The organism is Homoserinibacter gongjuensis, assembly GCF_030161875.1.
GTDB lineage: Bacteria > Actinomycetota > Actinomycetes > Actinomycetales > Microbacteriaceae > Homoserinibacter > Homoserinibacter gongjuensis.
The window spans coordinates 2672228-2690184 of sequence record NZ_BSVA01000001.1 but is presented as its reverse complement, the minus strand read 5'-3'; the positions used below and the strand labels follow the sequence as shown (position 1 = coordinate 2690184).

The window sequence follows — 17957 nt, the reverse complement described above, 5'->3', positions numbered from 1 at the left end:
ACCCTAGTTTCAGTCGAGTCGTCGAAGGATCGCGGCGGCGGGTCAAACCAGCAGATCGAGGATCGCGTCCGCGACCTCGCGCTTGGTGCCGCTCGCCCGGGTCACTATATCGCCGGGTCGCGACACGATGACGACGGTGTTCTCAGCTGCGGCGAAACCCTCGTTCCAGCCGACCCTGTTGACGACCAGATGGTCGCAGCCCTTTCGCGCCAGTTTCGCGCGTCCGAGTTCGAGCATGGCGTCGTCGTCGGACTCGGTCTCGGCCGCGAATCCGATCAGGGTGCGGCCGGGAGTCCGCTCGGCGGCGAGCTCCGCCAGGATGTCGGGATTGCGCACGAGCCGTAGCGTGAGCTCGTCGCCCTGCTGCTCCTTCTTGATCTTTCCTGGCGCGACCGTCTCCGGCCGGTAGTCCGCCACCGCGGCCGCCATGATCACGGCGTCAGCCCCGGCTGCCGCATCCAGCGTCGCAACGCGGAGCTGCTCCGTTGTGGCGACCTCCTGCAGTTCCACCCCCGTCGGGGCAGCCACCTCGAGGTGGGCGGCGACGAGCACGACCTCCGCCCCGCGATCGCGCGCGGCCTCGGCCAGGGCGATGCCCTGCCTGCCGCTCGAGCGGTTGCCGATGAACCGCACCGGGTCGAGCGGCTCACGGGTTCCGCCGGCGGTCACGACGACGCGCCGTCCGGTGAGGTCACGGGGCCGCAACGCGGCAAGCGCGGCGTCGACGATGTCGATGGGCTCGGACATGCGCCCGGGCCCGCTGTCGCTGCCGGTGAGCTGGCCCGACGCCGGTCCCACGACGTGCACGCCGCGCGCCCGGAGAGTGGCCACGTTGTCGCGGGTGGCCGGGTTCTGCCACATCTCGGTGTGCATCGCGGGCGCCACCACGAGCGGCGCGGTCGAGGCGAGGATCGTCGTGCCGAGCAGGTCGTCGGCGAGCCCCGCCGCGAGCTTGGCGAGCGTGTTCGCGGTCGCGGGGGCCACCACCACGAGATCCGCGGACTGGCCGAGCGCGACGTGACGCACCTCCGCCACCCCGTCGAAGAGCTCCGTCTGCACGGGGTTGCGACTGATGGCCTCGAGGGTCGGACGTCCCACGAAACGCAGGGCGGCATCCGACGCCACGACGTGCACGTCGTGACCGCGCAGCACGAACTCGCGCACGACACCGACGGCCTTGTAGGCCGCGATGCCGCCCGAGATGCCGACGACGACCCGCAACGGCTCAGTCATCGGCACGACGCCGGTTCCGAGACGCCGCCGCGCGGCTCCGGGGCCAGCGGGACATCGTCGGGCTACTCGGCGATGGGGGTGAGAACGAGCTTGTCCTCGTTGATCTCGTGCAGCGCGACCGAGAGCGGCTTGTCGTCGATGGTCGAGTCGACGAGCGGGCCGACGTTGTCGAAGAGCGAGCCCTCATGCAGGTCGGCGTAGTAGTCGTTGATCTGACGCGCGCGCTTGGCGGCGAAGATGACGAGCTGGTACTTCGAGTCGACCTTCGACAGCAGTTCGTCGATGGGCGGGTCGATGATGCCCTTGTTGTCGGCCATTCCGGCTCTCCTCAGGTCTCCGTGCGCGCGGACGGGGTTCCGGGCACTGCCAGCAATTCTACGACCTCCTGCGCCGCGCGGCCGACGTCATGGTTGATGACCTTGACGTCGAACTCGTCCTGGGCGGCCAATTCGACCTTCGCGGTCTCGAGTCGGCGGGCCTGCTCGGCCGCGGACTCGGTGCCCCGACCGGTCAGACGACGCACCAACTCCTCCCAGCTGGGCGGCAGCAGGAACACGAGCAGCGCGTCGGGCATCGCCTCCTTGACCGCGCGCGCCCCCTGCAGATCGATCTCGAGCAGCACGCTGCGTCCGGATGCCAGGGCCGCGTCGATCGGCGACCGCGGGGTGCCGTAGCGCGACGCGTTGTGCACCGTAGCCCACTCGAGGAACTCCCCTGGGCGATCATCTTGTCGAAGGTGTCGTCGTCGACGAAGTAGTAGTGACGGCCATCGACCTCGCCGGGGCGAGGCGGGCGCGTCGTCGCGGAGACGCTCAGCAGCACCTCGGGATAGTTGTCACGGATGTAGCTCGACACGGTGCCTTTGCCCACCGCGGTCGGTCCCGCGAGCACCACGAGGCGGCTGCGCGGCGGCACGGCGCCTTCGCGCTGCTCGAGCCAGGCGCGCAACTTGGTGCGCTGGCGGCTGCCGAGACCGCCGACGCGCTTGGCATCCGCGATAGCGAGCTCGTGCATGATGCGCGCGACGCGCGTGGGACCGATGCCCGGGATGCTCGTGAGCAGCTCGCGCACCCGGAGCGTTCCCTCGGGGCTCGCGGGCTCGGCCCAGGCCGCCTCGGCGACCTCGAGGGCGCGTCGTTCGCGGCGGTGCACGGCGTCTTTCACGGCTGCCCGAGCACGGCGCGCAGCGATAGCCGCCCGACCGGCCGCGGCGCGGTCGACCTCGGGCATGCTCACCTGGGCCACGATGCCACCTCGCGCGCCGTCGCGTCGATCGCGGAGGCGATTCCGTCTGGTCCGGCAGCCAGGATCGCGCGCGAGACGGTGGGGATCACGGCACCGAGGGCGACCCCGAAGGTCGCCGGGGCACCCGCGAGAGCCGCGCCCTGCGCGCCGAAACCAGGTGCGAGGACGGGCACCGTCGCCAGCACGGCCGGATCGACGCCCACCGAGGCGAGATCGGCCGTCGCCCCGACCACGACGCCGGCGACTCCCCCGCTCTCTGTCGCGTCGCGCACGATACGTCGGGGAATCGTGTCGCCGTCCGGAGCACGAAGAGTCTGCACCTCTGCGCTTTCCGGGTTCGACGTGGCCGCGAGCACGAAGACTCCCTTGTCGTGGGTCCCAGCGCGTGCCAGCACGCCGTCGAGGGAGCCGAAGCCCTGGTAGGCGACGGCCGTCATGGCATCGGCCTCGAGCGGCGAACCGGGTGTGAGCCAGGCTTCGCCGTAGGCGTCGACCGTCGAGCCGACGTCGCCTCGCTTCACGTCGGCGATCGTGAACAGTCCCGCCGCGCGCGCGGCGGCGAGCACCTCCTCGAGCACCGCGTAGCCGGCAGCACCGTGACGCTCGAAGAACGCGATCTGCGGCTTGACGATGCCGATTCGACCGGCCGCGGCCTCGACGCTGCGCAGGCCGAACTCGCGCACGCCCGCCGCATCATCCGTGAGACCCCAGTCACGCAGCAGGGCCGCGTGCGGGTCGATGCCGAGGCACAGCGCACCGTGCCGGGCGACGACCGCACGGATCCGCGTGGCGAAGGGCTCGGTCATCGGGCCGCCACCCGGGCCGCACGGTCGGCGGCGTAGTCCTGCAGGCTGCGCACCCGGACGGGGCCGTTGCGCGCCTCGAGGAGCCGACCGCGGCGCCGAGTTGCGCGATCGTCGTGAAGAGGGGCTTGTCGGCAGCGACCGTCGCGGTGCGGATCTCCACACCGTCGGCGCGCGCACTGCGGCCGCTGGGCGTGTTGATCACGATGTCGATCTTGTCGGTGTTGATGAGATCGATGACCGTGTCCTCGCCGCCGCCCTGGCCCATCGAGAACTTCCGCACGGTCGTGGCCCGGATGCCGTTGCGCCACAGAACCTCGGCCGTGCCCTCGGTCGCGACGATGTCGAAGCCGAGTTGCTGCAGCCGCAGCACGGGCAGCACGACGGCGCGCTTGTCGCGGTCTGCCACCGACACGAAGACCGTGCCGCGGTCGGGAAGGCCCCCGTAGGCGGCATCCTGGCTCTTCGCGAAGGCCCGCGGGAAGTCCGCGTCGATACCCATGACCTCGCCCGTCGAGCGCATCTCCGGCCCCAGCACGGAGTCGACGACGCGCCCTCGCGGGTGCGGAAGCGCTTGAACGGCAGCACCGCCTCCTTGACCGACACCGGCGCATCCAGCGGCACGCGTGATCCGTCCTCGGCCGGCAGCAGCCCGTCGACGATGAGCTCGGCGATCGTACGCCCGCTCATGACAAGCGACGCCGCCTTGGCGAGCGGGATGCCGAGCGCCTTCGACACGAAGGGCACCGTGCGGCTCGCCCGAGGGTTCGCCTCGAGCACGTAGAGCACACCCGCGCCGATTGCGAACTGCACGTTCAGCAGGCCGTTGACGCCGATCCCCCGCGCGATGCGCCCGGTCGCCTCGACCACGCGGTCGAGCACGTCGCGTCCGAGGGTCACGGGCGGGAGCGTGCACGAGGAGTCGCCCGAGTGCACCCCGGCCTCCTCGATGTGCTCCATGATGCCGCCGACGTAGAGCTGTTCGCCGTCGTAGAGCGCGTCGACGTCGATCTCGAGCGCGTCGTCGAGGAAGCGGTCGACCAGCAGCGGCGAGCCGGGGCCGATGATGGCCTGTTCGCGCACGCGGTCGAAGTAGTCCTCGAGGCTCGGCGTGTCGTAGACGATCTCCATGCCGCGACCGCCGAGCACGTAGCTCGGGCGCACGAGCACCGGGTAGCCGATCGACTCGGCCACGGCGACCGCGCTCGGGGCATCCACCGCGGTGCCGTTGCGCGGAGCGATGAGGCCCGCGGCGTCGAGGATGCCCGAGAACAGCCCGCGCTCTTCGGCGAGGTCGATCGCCGACGGGCTCGTGCCGAGGATCGGCACGCCGGCCGCCTCGAGTCCCTTGGCGAGGCCGAGCGCCGTCTGCCCGCCGAGCTGCACGATGACGCCGACGAGCTCGCCCGAGGTGGCCTCGGCGTGGATGACCTCGAGCACGTCCTCGAGCGTGAGCGGCTCGAAGTAGAGCCGGTCGCTCGTGTCGTAGTCGGTCGAGACCGTCTCGGGGTTGCAGTTGATCATGATCGTCTCGAACCCTGCGTCGTGCAGCGCGAAGCTCGCGTGCACGCAGGAGTAGTCGAACTCGACGCCCTGCCCGATGCGGTTCGGGCCGGAGCCCAGGATCACGATCTTGCGCTTCTGGCTCGGCGCCACCTCCGTCTCGAGGTCGTAACTCGAGTAGTGGTACGGCGTGAGCGCCGGGAACTCGCCCGCGCAGGTGTCGACCGTCTTGTAGACGGGACGCACGCCGAGCTGCCAGCGGAGGTTCCGCACCTCCTCCTCGGTGAGGCCGCGCAATTGCGCGATCTGAGCATCCGAGAATCCGTGGTCTTTCGCGTACCGGAAGAGCGCCTCGTCGAGCGGGCGCAGGCTTGCGATCTCGGCGGCGACCTCGTTGATGAGCACGATCTGGTCGAGGAACCACGGGTCGATGCCGGTCGCCGCGTAGACCTCGTCGATCGTCGCGCCCGCACGGAAGGCCTGCTGCACGGTCACGATACGGCCGTCGGTCGGCGTCGCGGCGAGTTCGAGCAGCTCGCTCTTGGGCGCGACGTGCGTACCCCAGTGGAAGCTCGAGCCGCGCTTCTCGAGCGAGCGCAACGCCTTCTGCAGGGCCGTCGCGTAGTTGCGTCCGATCGCCATCGCCTCACCGACCGACTTCATGGTCGTGGTGAGGGTCGCATCCGCCGAAGGGAACTTCTCGAAGGCGAAGCGCGGCACCTTGACGACGATGTAGTCGAGGGTGGGCTCGAAGGATGCCGGGGTCACCTTCGTGATGTCGTTCGGGATCTCGTCGAGGCGGTAGCCGATCGCGAGCTTCGCCGCGATCTTCGCGATCGGGAAGCCCGTGGCCTTGGAGGCCAGCGCCGAGGACCGCGAGACGCGCGGGTTCATCTCGATGACGATGACGCGTCCGGTGGACGGCTCGATGGCGAACTGGATGTTGCAGCCGCCCGTGTCGACGCCCACCGCACGGATGATGTCGATGCCGATGTCGCGCAGCCGCTGGTACTCGCGGTCGGTGAGGGTGAGGGCGGGCGCGACCGTGATGGAATCGCCCGTGTGCACCCCGACCGGGTCGACGTTCTCGATCGAGCAGACGACGACCGTGTTGTCGGCCGTGTCGCGCATGAGCTCGAGCTCGTACTCCTTCCACCCGAGGATCGACTCCTCCAGCAGCACCTCGGTCGTGGGCGACTGGTGCAGACCGTCGCCGACCATGCGCACGAGTTCGTCGCGGTCATGGGCGAAACCGGATCCCAGGCCGCCCATCGTGAACGAGGGGCGCACGACGAGCGGGTAGCCGAGGTCGTCGGCCGCCGTGATCGCCTCGTCGAGGGTGTGGACGATGTAGGAGCGTGCGACATCGGCTCCCGCCTCGATCACGAGCTCCTTGAAGAGCTGACGGTCCTCGCCCTTCTGGATCGCCTCGACCTTGGCGCCGATGAGCTCGACGTCGTACTTGGCGAGGATGCCGGCCTCGTCGAGCGCGATCGCGGCGTTGAGCGCGGTCTGGCCGCCCAGGGTCGGGAGCACCGCATCGGGGCGCTCCTTGGCGATGATCGCCTCGAGGTGCTTGGTGTCGATCGGCTCGATGTAGGTGGCGTCGGCGAAGTCGGGGTCGGTCATGATCGTGGCCGGGTTGGGGTTCACGAGGATGACGCGCACCCCTCGGCGCGCAAGACGCGGCAGGCCTGGGTGCCGGAGTAGTCGAACTCGGCCGCCTGGCCGATGACGATCGGTCCGGAGCCGATGACGAGGACGCTCTGGATGTCCGCTCTCTTGGGCACTAGTTGCTCTCCTCGTCGGTGGTGCGCGGTTTCGATACGCCCGGCCGCGCCGGGCTACTCAACCCGCGGGTTGCACTGTGCTCGCGCACCAGGTCCGCAAATCGGTCGAACAGGTAGTTGGCGTCGTGCGGACCCGCCGCCGCCTCGGGGTGGTACTGCACCGAGAAGGCCGGGATGTCGAGGGCGCGCAGCCCCTCCACGACGTTGTCGTTGAGCCCCACGTGGCTCACCTCGAGCCGGCCATAGCCGTTCGGGCTCTCGATGACGCCCTCGAGCGGCGCGTCGACCGCGAACCCGTGGTTGTGGGCGGTGATCTCCACGCGTCCCGTGGCCTTGTCGAGCACGGGCTGGTTGATGCCGCGGTGACCGTAGGGCAGCTTGTAGGTGCCGAGCCCGAGGGCGCGACCGAGCAGCTGGTTGCCGAAGCAGATTCCGAAGAACGGCAGCCCCTCATCCAGCACCCCGCGCAGCAGCTGCACGTGATCGTCTGATGCCGCCGGGTCGCCCGGTCCGTTCGAGTAGAACACCGCGACGGGCTCGATCGCGAGCAGCTGCTCGAGCGTGACGTCCTGGGGCAGCACGTGCACCTCGAAGCCGCGATCGGCGAGGTTCTCGACGGTGGCCTGCTTCACGCCGAGGTCGAGCACCGCGAGGGCGCCGAGGCGCTCGCCGCGGGCGGGCGTGACGGAGGCGGCCTGCACCGACACCGCTGCCGAGAGGTTGAGGCCCGCCATCTGGGCCGCACCGCGGACGATCGCGAGCTGCTCCTCGGGAGCGAGGGACGCATCCGCGCCCGAGAACACGCCGGCACGCATCGAGCCGGCATCCCGCAGGCGCCGCGTCACGGCACGGGTGTCGATGCCGCTGATGCCGACCACACCGTTGCGGGTGAGGTCGTCGTCGAGGGATCCGTTGGCGCGGAAGTTCGAGACGACCCGGGAGGGGTCGCGCACGACGTAGCCGGAGACCCAGATGCGCCGCGACTCGGGATCCTCGTCGTTGACGCCGGTGTTCCCGATGTGCGGGGCCGTCATGACGACGATCTGCCCTGCGTAGCTCGGGTCGGTGAGGGTCTCCTGGTATCCGGTCATGCCGGTGGCGAACACCGCCTCGCCGAGGGTGCGGCCGCGGGCGCGTAGGCGCGGCCCACGTAACGGCTGCCGTCCTCCAGTACGAGGATCGCGGGGTCGGTGTCGATCATGCGGATGCCTCTCCGTCGGGGGTGTCGGATGTCACGGGTGCGGTCGGCGATGTCGCGCCCGCGTCGCGCGCGGCCTCGGCGGCCGCCGGCGAGAGTTCGGTGAGCTCATCGAGGAGCCGCTCGGAGTGCTCGGAGCGCAGGTAGCTGTCGACCGTCGTGTCACCGAGCTGCCAGCGCACGAAGACGAGGCCGCCCTCCTCCACGCCCTTGTCGATCGTCCAGCTCGCCAGCCCCACGCCGCGGATGTCGGCGACCGGGATGAACGCGGGTGGTGCGCCCGCGAGGTCGAGCACGAGCCCGCCGCGCGCGATGTGCACCTCGCCCTTGGCCCGGAACCCGAGTCCGCCCACGACGACGCGCTCGAGCGGCTGCTCGGCGAGGGTGGTGGCGACGTACAACACGCGTTCGCGGGCGATCTCGTCGCCGATCTCGCTCGGCGGAACGGGCACCACATCGAGGTTCGCCTGGCGGCGTCGACGGTTGCGCCAGCCGAGCGCCATGAACACGAAGGCGATGACGACCATCGAGAGGATCACGAGGGCGGGGATCAGCCGCTCATCCATGGGAGACCTCCTCCGGCGAGAGAAGTTCGCCGTTCAGAACGGTGGGTACGCCGCCGTGGATCGTCGCCATGACGCGGCCGGGCAGCGTGCGCCCGAGGTACGGGGAGTTGACGCCCTTGCCGTGGAGGGCATCCGTGCCGAAGGTGCGCGTGGCGGCGGGATCGACGAGCGTCAGGTGTGCGGGGCTGCCGACCTCGAACGGTGCGTCGTACCCTGCGAGGCGCCCGATCTCGGCGGGTACCCGCGAGAGCACGCGCGCGACGTCGTCCCAGCCGAGCAGCCCGGTGTCGACCATGGCGGTCTGAACGACCGAAAGGGCGCTTTCCAGCCCCACCATGCCGAACGAAGCCTCCTGCCAGGCGCACTCCTTCGTCTCGATCGGATGTGGTGCGTGGTCGGTCGCGACGATATCGATCGTGCCGTCGGCCAGCGCCGCGCGCAGCGCCTGCACGTCTTCGTCACGCCGCAGCGGCGGGTTGACCTTGAAGCGCGCGTCGTAGCTCCGGGCATAGGGGGCCTGCGCGTGCGCCACCACCTGCTCGGTGAGCAGCAGGTGGTGCGGGTGACCTCCGCGGTCACCCGGATGCCGCGCGCCTTGGCCCAGCGCACGACCTCCACGCTGCCCGCGGTCGAGAGGTGGCAGATGTGCAGGCGGGCGCCCACGGCATCCGCGAGCAGCACGTCGCGCGCGATGATCGCCTCCTCGGCGACCGCGGGCCAGCCCGCCAGTCCGAGCTCCGAGCTGAGCGCGCCCTCGTTCATCTGGGCGTCCTCGGTCAGGCGGGGGTCCTGCGCGTGCTGGGCGATGACGCCGTCGAAGGTCGCGACGTACTCGAGGGCGCGCCGCATGAGCAGCGAGTCATGCACGCACTTGCCGTCGTCGCTGAAGACGCGCACCGCGGCACGGGAGTGCGACATGGCGCCGATCTCGGCGAGCCGCTCGCCCGCGAGCCCCACGGTGACGGCGCCGATCGGGCGCACCGTGGCGTAACCGTGCTGCGCACCGAGCGAGGCGACCTGCTCGACGACGCCCGCGGTATCGGCCACCGGGGAGGTGTTGGCCATGGCGTGCACAGCCGTGAAGCCGCCGGCAGCGGCCGCGCGGGTTCCCGTGAGCACCGTCTCGCTCGCCTCGAAGCCCGGCTCGCGCAGGTGGGTGTGCAGGTCGACGAGGCCGGGCAGCGCCACGAGGCCGTCGGCGTCGATCACGGTCGCGCCGTCGCGGCTGAGGGATGTGCCGCGTTCGGTCACGACGCCGCCCTCGACGAGGAGGTCGGTCGCGGTGCCGTCGGGCAGCCGGGCGCCCCGGATGAGAATCGTCGTCATGCCGCGACCTCGCGTGGGTCGGTACCAGAGAGCACGAGGTAGAGCACCGCCATCCGTATCGACACTCCGTTCGTGACCTGGTCGAGGATGACCGACCGGGGCGAGTCGGCGGCGTGCGCCGAGATCTCCAGCCCGCGGTTCATCGGTCCGGGGTGCATGACAATCGTATCGGCCCCCAGCCGAGCGAATCGCTCGTCACCGAGACCCCAGGCATTGCTGTACTCGCGCTCGTGCGGGAAGAAGGCAGCGTGCATCCGCTCCTGCTGCACCCGCAGCATCATGATCGCGTCGGGCCGCGCCGCGATCGCGGCATCGAGGTCGGTCTCGACGGTCACCGGCCAGGTGCCGACGCCGATGGGGAGCAGCGTGCGCGGGCCCACGAGCTGCACGTGCGCGCCGAGCGTCGTGAGCAGCCAGACGTTCGAGCGTGCCACCCGGGAGTGCAGGACGTCTCCCACGATCGCCACGCGCACGCCGTCGAGGTCCCGCCCGCGCGAGGCGTCCCCGTGCAGGGTCTTGCGCAGGGTGTAGGCATCCAGCAGGGCCTGCGTCGGATGCTGGTGAGTTCCGTCGCCCGCGTTGACGACGGCGGCATCGATCCAGCCGGAGCCCGCGAGCACCTCGGCGGCTCCCGACGCGGCGTGGCGCAGCACCACCGCATCCACTCCCATGGCGGCGATCGTCTGGGCGGTGTCTTTGAGACTCTCGCCCTTGGAGACGCTCGACCCCTTCGCACTGAAGGTGATGACGTCGGCGGAGAGCCGTTTGGCCGCCGCCTCGAAGCTCAGCCGCGTGCGCGTCGAGTCCTCGAAGAAGAGGTTGGCGACCGTGCGCCCGCGCAGAGTCGGGAGCTTCGGCACCGCGCGGGTGGCGACATCCGCCATGTCCTCCGCGACGTCGAGGATGCCGATCGCCTCGTCGCGCTCGAGATCGACCGTGCTCAACAGGTGCCTCACGAGCCGCCCCCGTCCACCGTCTCGATCGCGACAGCGTCTTCGCCGTCGATCTCGGCGAGCCGCACGTAGATGCGCTCGGCGAGGGCGGTCGGCAGATTCTTGCCCACGAAGTCGGCCCGGATCGGAAGCTCGCGATGGCCGCGATCCACCAGAACGGCGAGTCGCACGGCGCGGGGCGCCCGAGGCCGCCGATCGCGTCGAGGGCGGCGCGGATCGTGCGCCCCGAGTAGAGCACGTCGTCGACGAGCACGACGGTCTTTCCGTCGACGCCGCCGGCGGGAACGCGTGTGGGCTGCGGGGTGCGGGTCGGATGCCGGTCCAGGTCGTCGCGGTACATCGTCACGTCGAGCGCCCCTACCTGTCCCGAGCCGGGCTCGAGAGCATCGAGGTGCGCGCCGATGCGCTCGGCGAGCATGACGCCCCGGGTCGGGATGCCGAGGAGGACGAGATCGGAGCCTCCGTGATTGGCTTCCAGGATCTCGTGGGACATGCGCCTGAGGGCGCGCTGAATGTCAGCCTGCTGCAGCACGACACGTGCCGGCATCCTGACCTCCTTCCCCGCCTCTCGGGACGGACTTAAAGGACGTCTGTTAGCTCCGAGCATAGCGCGTGTCCCGAACTCGTCCTGCGCGGGCCCCGGGCGAATCGAGGACGGCTGCCTCTGGGCCTCCAGGTCGTTGGCTCGGGAACGTGGAACCACCAACCTCCACCTCCGACAACCCCCTTGGAGCACACCATGACCACCACCACCCCCATCCGCTCGGCCGACCCTGAGCAGTACGAGACCGTCCGCGCGAGCGTTCCCGCCCGCCCCCGATCGCCTCGTGCGGCGGCCTGGGCGTGGGTGCTGCGAACCGAGCAGCGCGTTCTCGACGTGCTCGCTCGCCTCGGCATCCCCGTGCTGCGGCTCTCGCTCGCGTTCGTCTACGTCGCGTTCGGCGCGCTCAAGATCGCCGGGCTGAGCCCGGTGGGCGAGCTCGTCGCCTCGATGGTGCCGTTCCTGCCCGAGACGCAGGCCGTGATCGCCATGGGCGTCTTCGAGGTCGTCGCCGGCCTGCTCATCGCCTTCGGGCTCTTCGTGCCGTGGGTCGCCGCGGCGCAGGTCGTGCACCTGCTGGGCACCTTCGCGGTGTTCCTGGTGTACCCGGCCCTCGCCTACAGTGACGGCAACCCGCTCGCCCTCACCCTGACGGGCGAGTTCATCGCGAAGAACATCGTGCTCATCGCGGGTCTGTTCGTCGTCGCGGCCTTCAGCCGCACACGCCCCTCGTCACGCTGAGCGACACGCTCGATCCGGCCCGTCGCGTCTCGTGCGCGGCGGGCCGTTCTGCGCCACGGCTCTTCGGTGTCAGCCCCAGCGCTTGAGAAGGAAGCGCTCGAGCACTCCCACAAGCGTGTCGGAGAGCTTGCCGAGCACGGCGAGCACGACGATCGCGAGGAACAGCCGATCGATGCGACCGTTGTTCTGCGACTCGATGAGCAGGAAGCCGAGACCCATGGTCGACCCGACGAGCTCGGCGGCCACGAGGAAGAGCCAGGCCTGGGCGAGCGCAAGCCGCAGGCCGGAGATGATCGCGGGGACCACGGCGGGCAACTGCACGGTCGTGAGCAGGCGTGCGCCGTGATAGCCGTAGGCCCGACCGAACTCGACGAGCTGCGGATCGACGTGCCGCAGGGCCCCTGCGACGGTCGTGTAGACGGGGAAGAGCGCTCCGATGATGACGAGCGCGACCTTCGAGTCCTCGCCGAACCCGAGATACAGGATGAGCAGGGGCACCCACGCGAGTGACGGCACGGCGCGCGCGGCACCGATGGTCGGCGAGAGGAACGAGTCGGCGAAGCGCGACAAGCCGACGAGCGAGCCGAGCGCGAGTCCGATGATCGAGCCGATGACGAAGCCCAGGAACACCCGCTGGGTCGAGATGCCGATGTACTGCCAGAGCAGGTCGCGCGCCGCGAGGTCGAACGCCGCCGTGACGACCGACTCCGGCGTCGGCAGTTTGAACACCGGCACCCACGCCAGGTGCGTGGCGAGCCACCAGAGACCGAAGAGCGCGAGCGGAAGGCTGACTCCCAGCAGCCAGCGCCAGCGTGAACCGCCGCGACGACGCTCGACCACCGCGGTGCCGAAGTCGCTCGAGGAGAGCGAGACGGCCTCTCCCGTCACCCGCGGGTCGGCGGGGGACCCGCGACGCCGCCGCGGCCGACCGACTCGCCCGTGAGGTAGAGAGGAGAGGCCGCCATCGCGTCAGCCCACCCGGCTCGGGTCGGCCTTCTGAGCGAAGTCCGGATAGAGCAGCGTCGACAGCGCCGAATCGGCCGCGTCCTGGCTCGCGATGTCGCCATTCGCGACCTGGATCGGCGCGACGACCGTGAGCACCTTGAGCTGCGCGTCGCCGGGAACCGGGTCAAGGTCGATCGTGGTGCGCTCAAGCAAGACCTTGTCGGCCACGGCCGGGTCGATCGCGGCGACCTCCGCGAGCAGCGCCGAGGTCTCATCCGGGTGTTCCAGCGCCCAGGCGCGCGCCTTCTCGTACGCGTCCACGACGAGCTGCGCGAGATCGGCGTGGTTCGTGACGAAGTCCTCGGTGGCGTTCACGAAGCCGTAGGTGTTGAAGTCCACGTTGCGGTAGAAGAGCTCGATGTCTCCATCGATCTCGTGGGCGGCCATCATCGGGTCGAGGCCCGACCATGCGTCGACCGTGCCGTTCACGAGGGCCGCACCGCCGTCGGCGTGCTGGAGATTCTGGATGTCGACCTCGCTCGGATCCACACCGGCCTCGTCGAGCGCCTGCAGCAGGAAGAAGTACGGGTCGGTGCCCACGGTGACGGCGACGGTCTTGCCGCGCAGATCCTCCACCGAGTCGATGCCGCTGCCCGGACGCGTCGCGAGGGCGGACCATTCGGGCTGCGTGTAGATGTCGATGGTCTTGATGGGCGAGCCGTTGGAGCGCGCGAGAAGCGATGCGGATCCGGCAGGCGTGCCGACGTCGAGCGCGCCTGCGCGCAGACCCTCGTTCGCCTTGTTCGAGCCGAGCGACTGCGTCCAGTTGACCGTCACGTCGTCGCCCAGGGTCTTCTCGAGCCAACCCTGGTCCTTGATGATGAGGCTCAGCGGGTTGTAGGTCGCGAAGTCGATGTTGAGGGTGGACTTGCTCCACTCCCCGCATCGCCGCCGGTCTCGGGCGCGGCGTTCTCGCCGGCGCACCCGCTCAGCGCCAGAACGGCGACGGTTGCGGCCGCCGCGGCGGCCAGGATGCTTCTCTTCATGGGGGTCCTTGCTGTGTGGGTGTGTGCGGTGGGCAGCGGATCAGGTGCCGGCCGCGGTGGCGGATGCCCGCCGTGCCCGCTGTGCCTTGATCGCCTGGGTGAGGTAGTCCTCGGGGTGGTGGTTCTCGACCCCGAGCAGAGAGAGCAACTCGGCGCGCAGGATCGCGAGCTGGGCGTCGCCGCGGTCACGGGGGCGCTTCTTGCCCACCTCGAGCACGCGGCGGATCGTGGCCCCCGGGGTGTCGTCGTCGGATCCGAGCAGCACGATCCGATCCGCGAGCTGCAGTGCCTCATCGACATCGTGCGTCACGAGCAGGATCGTGGTCGGCTCGGCGGCGTGGACGTCGAGCAGCAGATCCTGCATCGTGAGCCGCGTGAGCGCATCGAGGGCGCCGAAGGGCTCGTCGAGCAACAGCACGCCGGGATTGCGGGCGAGGGCGCGCGCAAGGGACGCGCGCTGTGCCATACCGCCCGAGATCTGGCGGGGCCGCAGCGACGTCGCGTGGTCGAGCTGCACGAGCCGCAGCAGTTCCGCCACCCGCGCCTGGCCGTCCTGCTTCGCCGTGCCGCGCGGCAGACCCAGTTCGACGTTGCGGGTGATCGTGCGCCAGGGCAGCAGTCGCGGCTCCTGGAACGCGACCGCGCTGCGCTGGTCGACGGGCGCGACGGGAGAGCCTCCGATCGACAGCTCCCCGCGTCCGCGCGATCCAGCCCCGAGACGAGCCGGAGCAGCGTGGACTTGCCGCATCCCGATGGGCCGAGCAGTGCCACGATCTCGCCCGCACGGATGTCGAGGTCGATGTCGCGGAGCACGACCCGGGTGCCGCCCTCCGGCGCCGGGAAGCGGCGGCCGACCCCGGAGATCCGCACGGGAAGTGCGGGCGCGGTACGGGTGTCGGCGAGAGTCACGCGGTCGAACGTACGGAATTCACGGTTCGCAGCGCAAAAGCCGCTGTCACGCGGCGCAACATGCGGGCCGCCGCGCGCCGCGCACGGGCGCCGGCCGGTTCAGCGCTCGCGCGCGATGGCCGAGAGCACGCCGTTCACGAAGCTTCCGGAGTCGTCGGTGCTGAGCTCGGTGGCGAGCTGCACGGCCTCGGAGATCGCCACGGCATCCGGCACGTCGTCGTTGTGCAGGATCTCCCACGCACCGACACGCAGGATCGCGCGGTCGAGCACCGGCATCCGCTCGATGCTCCAGCCGTGCGCGTGGGTCGCGATCGCTTCGTCGAGTGCAGCGCGGTGGTCGTCGACGCCCTCGATGATCTCGCGGGCGTACCGCCAGGATGCCGCACGCGCGGGTTGCTGTTCGGCGCGGCGCTGCTCCTCGACCACGGCATCCGCGATGGCGCGCTCGCGCAGGTCGGCACCGTACAGCACGTCGATGGCCCGCTTGCGGGCCTTGGTTCGTGCGCTCACGTCTCAGACGCGGCCGAGGTAGTCACCCGTGCGGGTGTCGACCTTGACCTTGGTACCCGTCTCGAGGAACAGCGGCACCTGGATCTCGTAGCCCGTCTCGACCGTCGCGGCCTTGGTGCCGGCGCTCGAGCGGTCGCCCTGGAGGCCCGGCTCGGTGTAGGTGATCTCGAGCACGACGGATGCCGGCAGCTCGACATAGAGCGGCTCGCCCTCGTGCAGGGCGATCTGCACGGCCTGGCTCTCGAGCATGAAGTTGGCGGCGTCGCCCACGATCTCGCCGGGAACCGTGATCTGGTCGTAGTCGTCGGTGTCCATGAACACGAAGCCGTCACCGTCACGGTAGAGGTACTGGAAATCCCGGCGGTCGACGGTGGCGAAGTCGATCTTCGTGCCGGCGTTGAAGGTGCGGTCGACCGACTTGCCCGAGCGCACGTTCTTGAGCTTGGTGCGCACGAAGGCGCCGCCCTTGCCGGGCTTCACGTGCTGGAACTCCACCACGTTCCAGAGCTGTCCGTCGATGCTGAGGACGGAGCCGTTCTTGATGTCGTTCGTCGTGGCCATGCGTGTGTGCTGTTCCGTTCGTGGGATGTCGGAGGCGGGATGCGCCCGTACGAGTGTAGCTAGCGCGTCATGATGCGGCGCACCGCGTCGAGCGCGAGCAGGTAGGAGTCGAACCCGAAACCGGCGACGACCCCCGTCGCGATTCCCGAGATGACGCTCGTGTGCCGGAACTCCTCGCGCGCGTGCGGGTTCGAGATATGCACCTCCACGAGCGGGATGCCGGCCTTCGTCACGAGGGCAGCGGCGTCGCGCAGCGCGTAGCTGTAGTGGGTGAACGCGGCCGGGTTCAGGACGACGGGGGATGCGGCATCCACGGCCTCGTGCAACCAGCGCACGAGTTCGGCCTCGTCGTCGGTCTGACGCAGGTCGATCTCGATCGTCTCGCCCGCGGCATCCGCGAGCAGCACGCGCAGGGCGGAGAGGTCCTGATCGCCGTAGACGTCGGGCTCGCGGCTGCCGAGACGACCGAGGTTGGGTCCGTTGAGCACCATGACGCGCGACATGGGAACGAGCCTATCTAGCTCGCGATCTCCTGGTAGGCCGAGAACAGCAGCGACTCGTCCGGGCCCTGCAGCACGCTCGGCCGGGCGATGTCGTCGAGCACGATGAACCGCAGCAGCGCACCTCGTGCCTTCTTGTCACGGCGCATGGTCGCCAGCAGAGTCGGCCAGCGCCCCGCGGGGTAGCTCGTCGGCAGGTCGAGTGAGTCGAGCACCCGTCGGTGGCGATCGACGACCGCATCCGGAAGTCGCCCCGTGAGCCGCGCGAGCTCGGCGGCGTAGACCATGCCGATCGCGACGGCCGCGCCATGCCGCCATTGGTAACGCTCGGCGTGCTCGATCGCGTGGCCGAGGGTGTGGCCGTAGTTGAGGATCTCGCGCAGGCCTTGCTCGGTGAAGTCCTCCCCGACGACCCGCGCCTTCATGCCGATCGCGAGCTCGACGGCCCGTCGGAATTCGGCGGTCGTCGGGTCGGTCGCACGGGCGGGGTCGGCCTCGATGATGTCCAGGATCTCCGGCTCCGCGATGAAGCCGGCCTTCACGACCTCGGCGAAGCCGGCCAGGATCTCGTTGCGCGGCAGAGTGTCGAGCAGCTCGAGGTCGCACAGCACGGCGTGCGGTGCCCAGAACGCGCCCACCAGGTTCTTCCCCTCGGCCGTGTTGATGCCGGTCTTGCCGCCGATCGCGGCATCCACCATCGCGAGCACCGTCGTCGGCACCTGCACGATCGCGATGCCCCGCAGCCACGTCGCCGCCACGAAACCCGCGATATCGGTCGTCGCCCCTCCGCCGAAGCCGATGATGGCGTCGCTGCGGGTGAAATCGGTCTGGCCGAGGATCTGCCAGCAGAACGCGGCGACCTCGACCCGCTTGGCGCCCTCGGCATCCGGGATCTCGGCGAGCAGCACCTGGTAGCGGTCGGACAGCTCCTCACGCAGCCGCTCGGCGCGCTCGCCCAGCGCGGGTGCGTGCACGATGAGCACCTTCTCGGCGCGGGCAGGCAGCAACTCCGAGACGGTGCCGAGGATTCCGCGGCCGACGCGTACCTCGTAGTCCTTCATGCCGTCGGTGCCGCGCACCGGGATGACGGTCGTGTCGCTCATCGCGTCTCCAGTCCCCTGCTCTCGATCCATGTCACGACGTCCTGGGCGATGCGATCACGCGGCAGGCGCGAGGTCTCGAAGGTCACGGATGCGAGACGCTCGTAGGTCGAGCGGCGCGCGTCGTAGATGCGCTGCCAGTCCTCGATGCCACCGCGAACGAGCGGGCGCTTGCCGTCGGCGAGGCGTGAGGAGACCGCATCCGCGTCGACGCGCAGGTAGATCACCGGGAGCCCCTCCAGGGCGTGCTGGGTTCCGGGGTCGAGCACGGCGCCGCCGCCGAGCGACACGACGCCCCCGCCGGTGAGCGCGTCGTGCACGACGTCACGCTCGAGGCCGCGGAAGTGCGGTTCGCCGTGCTGGTCGAAGATGTCGGCGATGGGACCGTGCGCGGCCACGATGACCTTGTCGGTGTCGGTGAAGGGCACCTCGAGAGCCCGCGCCACGCGCTTGCCGATGCGGGTCTTGCCCGCGCCCATCGGCCCGA

At 70.2% G+C, this 17957-nt stretch carries 13 protein-coding genes and 6 pseudogenes; 1 reads left to right on the top strand and 18 read right to left on the bottom strand.

Features of this window, described 5'->3' with window-relative positions:
• Positions 1 to 42 precede the first annotated feature (42 nt).
• From coaBC to pyrR, 10 genes and pseudogenes are all read right to left on the bottom strand, one after another.
• Positions 43 to 1233: a bifunctional phosphopantothenoylcysteine decarboxylase/phosphopantothenate--cysteine ligase CoaBC gene (coaBC, locus tag QQK29_RS14440; RefSeq protein ID WP_284301271.1), complete on the bottom strand. Its 1191-nt coding sequence runs from the start codon at positions 1231 to 1233 to the stop codon at positions 43 to 45.
• A gap of 62 nt (positions 1234 to 1295) precedes the next feature.
• Complete coding sequence (gene rpoZ, locus QQK29_RS14435; protein WP_284301269.1) at positions 1296 to 1550, bottom strand: DNA-directed RNA polymerase subunit omega; 255 nt, start codon at positions 1548 to 1550, stop codon at positions 1296 to 1298.
• 11 nt (positions 1551 to 1561) lie between these two features.
• Positions 1562 to 2463, bottom strand: a pseudogene (gmk, locus tag QQK29_RS14430) (guanylate kinase).
• Positions 2464 to 2465: 2 nt separating this feature from the next.
• Entirely contained in the window at positions 2466 to 3284 is an 819-nt protein-coding gene (pyrF, locus tag QQK29_RS14425) for an orotidine-5'-phosphate decarboxylase (protein ID WP_284301267.1), read from the bottom strand.
• Positions 3281 to 6574, bottom strand: a pseudogene (gene carB, locus QQK29_RS14420) (carbamoyl-phosphate synthase large subunit). The gene pyrF and the pseudogene carB overlap by 4 nt, the downstream one beginning before the upstream one ends.
• Positions 6574 to 7775 (bottom strand): annotated as a pseudogene (gene carA / locus QQK29_RS14415) (glutamine-hydrolyzing carbamoyl-phosphate synthase small subunit). The pseudogenes carB and carA overlap by 1 nt, the downstream one beginning before the upstream one ends.
• On the bottom strand, positions 7772 to 8338 hold the full coding sequence (locus tag QQK29_RS14410; protein ID WP_284301265.1) for a PH-like domain-containing protein: 567 nt from the start codon (positions 8336 to 8338) through the stop codon (positions 7772 to 7774). Before QQK29_RS14410 ends, carA begins: the two are co-directional and overlap by 4 nt.
• Positions 8331 to 9664 (bottom strand): annotated as a pseudogene (locus QQK29_RS14405) (dihydroorotase). The gene QQK29_RS14410 and the pseudogene QQK29_RS14405 overlap by 8 nt, the downstream one beginning before the upstream one ends.
• Positions 9661 to 10620 (bottom strand): aspartate carbamoyltransferase catalytic subunit, encoded by a 960-nt coding sequence (locus tag QQK29_RS14400; protein ID WP_284301263.1) that lies wholly within the window; start codon positions 10618 to 10620, stop codon positions 9661 to 9663. The pseudogene QQK29_RS14405 and the gene QQK29_RS14400 overlap by 4 nt, the downstream one beginning before the upstream one ends.
• Positions 10617 to 11164: pseudogene (gene pyrR, locus QQK29_RS14395) on the bottom strand (bifunctional pyr operon transcriptional regulator/uracil phosphoribosyltransferase PyrR). Before pyrR ends, QQK29_RS14400 begins: the two are co-directional and overlap by 4 nt.
• 192 nt (positions 11165 to 11356) lie before the next feature.
• Between pyrR and QQK29_RS14390 the strand changes: the two are divergent.
• Positions 11357 to 11899 (top strand): DoxX family protein, encoded by a 543-nt coding sequence (locus QQK29_RS14390; RefSeq protein ID WP_284301261.1) that lies wholly within the window; start codon positions 11357 to 11359, stop codon positions 11897 to 11899.
• 69 nt (positions 11900 to 11968) lie between these two features.
• Here the strand turns inward: QQK29_RS14390 and QQK29_RS14385 are convergent, their stop codons facing one another.
• The 8 genes and pseudogenes from QQK29_RS14385 to QQK29_RS14350 all read right to left on the bottom strand — a co-directional run bounded on the left by QQK29_RS14385 (position 11969) and on the right by QQK29_RS14350 (position 17949).
• Positions 11969 to 12787, bottom strand: coding sequence for an ABC transporter permease (locus QQK29_RS14385; protein WP_431308709.1), 819 nt, complete (start codon positions 12785 to 12787; stop codon positions 11969 to 11971).
• A gap of 81 nt (positions 12788 to 12868) precedes the next feature.
• Positions 12869 to 13828: an aliphatic sulfonate ABC transporter substrate-binding protein gene (locus tag QQK29_RS14380; protein WP_348533878.1), complete on the bottom strand. Its 960-nt coding sequence runs from the start codon at positions 13826 to 13828 to the stop codon at positions 12869 to 12871.
• 102 nt (positions 13829 to 13930) lie between these two features.
• Positions 13931 to 14799, bottom strand: a pseudogene (locus QQK29_RS14375) (ABC transporter ATP-binding protein).
• Between the two features lie 99 nt (positions 14800 to 14898).
• Positions 14899 to 15309: a transcription antitermination factor NusB gene (nusB, locus tag QQK29_RS14370; RefSeq protein ID WP_284301259.1), complete on the bottom strand. Its 411-nt coding sequence runs from the start codon at positions 15307 to 15309 to the stop codon at positions 14899 to 14901.
• 3 nt (positions 15310 to 15312) lie between these two features.
• Complete coding sequence (gene efp / locus QQK29_RS14365) at positions 15313 to 15870, bottom strand: elongation factor P (RefSeq protein WP_284301257.1); 558 nt, start codon at positions 15868 to 15870, stop codon at positions 15313 to 15315.
• Positions 15871 to 15929: 59 nt separating this feature from the next.
• Entirely contained in the window at positions 15930 to 16373 is a 444-nt protein-coding gene (locus QQK29_RS14360) for a type II 3-dehydroquinate dehydratase (protein ID WP_284301255.1), read from the bottom strand.
• 14 nt (positions 16374 to 16387) lie between these two features.
• A complete protein-coding gene (gene aroB / locus QQK29_RS14355) occupies positions 16388 to 17473 on the bottom strand; it encodes a 3-dehydroquinate synthase (RefSeq protein WP_284301253.1) in 1086 nt (361 codons plus the stop codon).
• Entirely contained in the window at positions 17470 to 17949 is a 480-nt protein-coding gene (locus QQK29_RS14350) for a shikimate kinase (protein WP_284301250.1), read from the bottom strand. Before QQK29_RS14350 ends, aroB begins: the two co-directional genes overlap by 4 nt.
• Positions 17950 to 17957: the final 8 nt, after the last annotated feature.